Annotated in this window: 1 protein-coding gene; it reads right to left on the bottom strand. The window is 62.6% G+C overall.

Annotated features, from left to right (window positions below):
* Nucleotides 1-14 precede the first annotated feature (14 nt).
* A protein-coding gene (locus RIL96_RS13285; protein ID WP_310549490.1) for an IS5 family transposase occupies nt 15-927 on the bottom strand; the annotation gives its coding sequence in 2 pieces (ribosomal slippage) (nt 15-548 and nt 550-927; 912 coding nt in all).
* Between the last annotated feature and the right edge of the window lie 50 nt (nt 928-977).

Here is a 977-nt window from a genome sequence, read left to right as displayed (position 1 = left end):
CTAGGGCGTGTCTCCTATGTGCGTAGGCAGGCGATGATGGCGCAGAGGACTACTCCTGCTCTGTAGTTGCGGGCTTTCTTGTCGTAGCGGGTGGCGATACCGCGCCATTGTTTGGCCAGTCCGAAGTGGCGCTCGACGATGTTCCTGCCCCGGTAGGCCTGGTCATCGAGGCTGGGTGGGCGGCCTCCGGCGGAGCCCTTGTTCTTGCGGGCGTTCTTCTCGTTGGACTTCTGCGGGATGACCGTTTTGATGCCGCGGGCGGCGAGCATCCGGCGGGTCACACCGGAGGAGTAGGCCTTATCAGCGACCACCGCATTGGGTCGTGTCCGCGGCCTACCGGGCCCGATTCTGGGGACTCGGATCTCATCGAGAATCTCTTCAAGCATGGCCCCGTCATGGCGCTGACCGCCGGTGGTTACGATCGCGATCGGTAGTCCTCTGGCATCGACGACGGCGTGGATCTTGGTGGAGAGCCCGCCGCGCGAGCGGCCCAAGGCGTGGCCTTCAGGCTCAGTCCCGCCGAGATTCTTGTGATTCGCAAAGGCCCCCTGTGGGCTGATCAGGTCGCCGGGTGTTGGTCCCGTGCTGGTGGGCACGGTTGATGGTCGAATCTACTGAGACCGTCCATTCGATTTCTCCGGCCTCATCGGCCTCAGCCAGCAATTGGGCGTGAATGGAATCCCAAACTCCGTCTGCGGCGTATTTGTTGTACCGCTTCCACGTCGTCTGCCACGGCCCGAAGGCCTCACGAGGAAGATCACGCCACGGGATCCCTGTCCTGGCGCGGTAGATCATGGCCTCAACGATCCGGCGGTTATCCCGGAACGGGTGGCCCTTACGGCCTTCATTGCTGGGCAGCAGCGGCTCGATCCGCTCCCACTGCTCATCAGTCAGCACCCGGTGCCTAGAGGTGATAGTCGTGCTCATGACACCACCCTGGACCAGAAATCACCCCACATATGGGAGACATGCCCTAG

Source organism: Nesterenkonia aerolata, from assembly GCF_031470965.1.
In the GTDB taxonomy this organism is placed as follows: Bacteria; Actinomycetota; Actinomycetes; order Actinomycetales; family Micrococcaceae; genus Nesterenkonia; species Nesterenkonia aerolata.
Note: the sequence above shows the minus strand (reverse complement) of the source record. Positions and strands in the feature narration are given on the sequence as shown.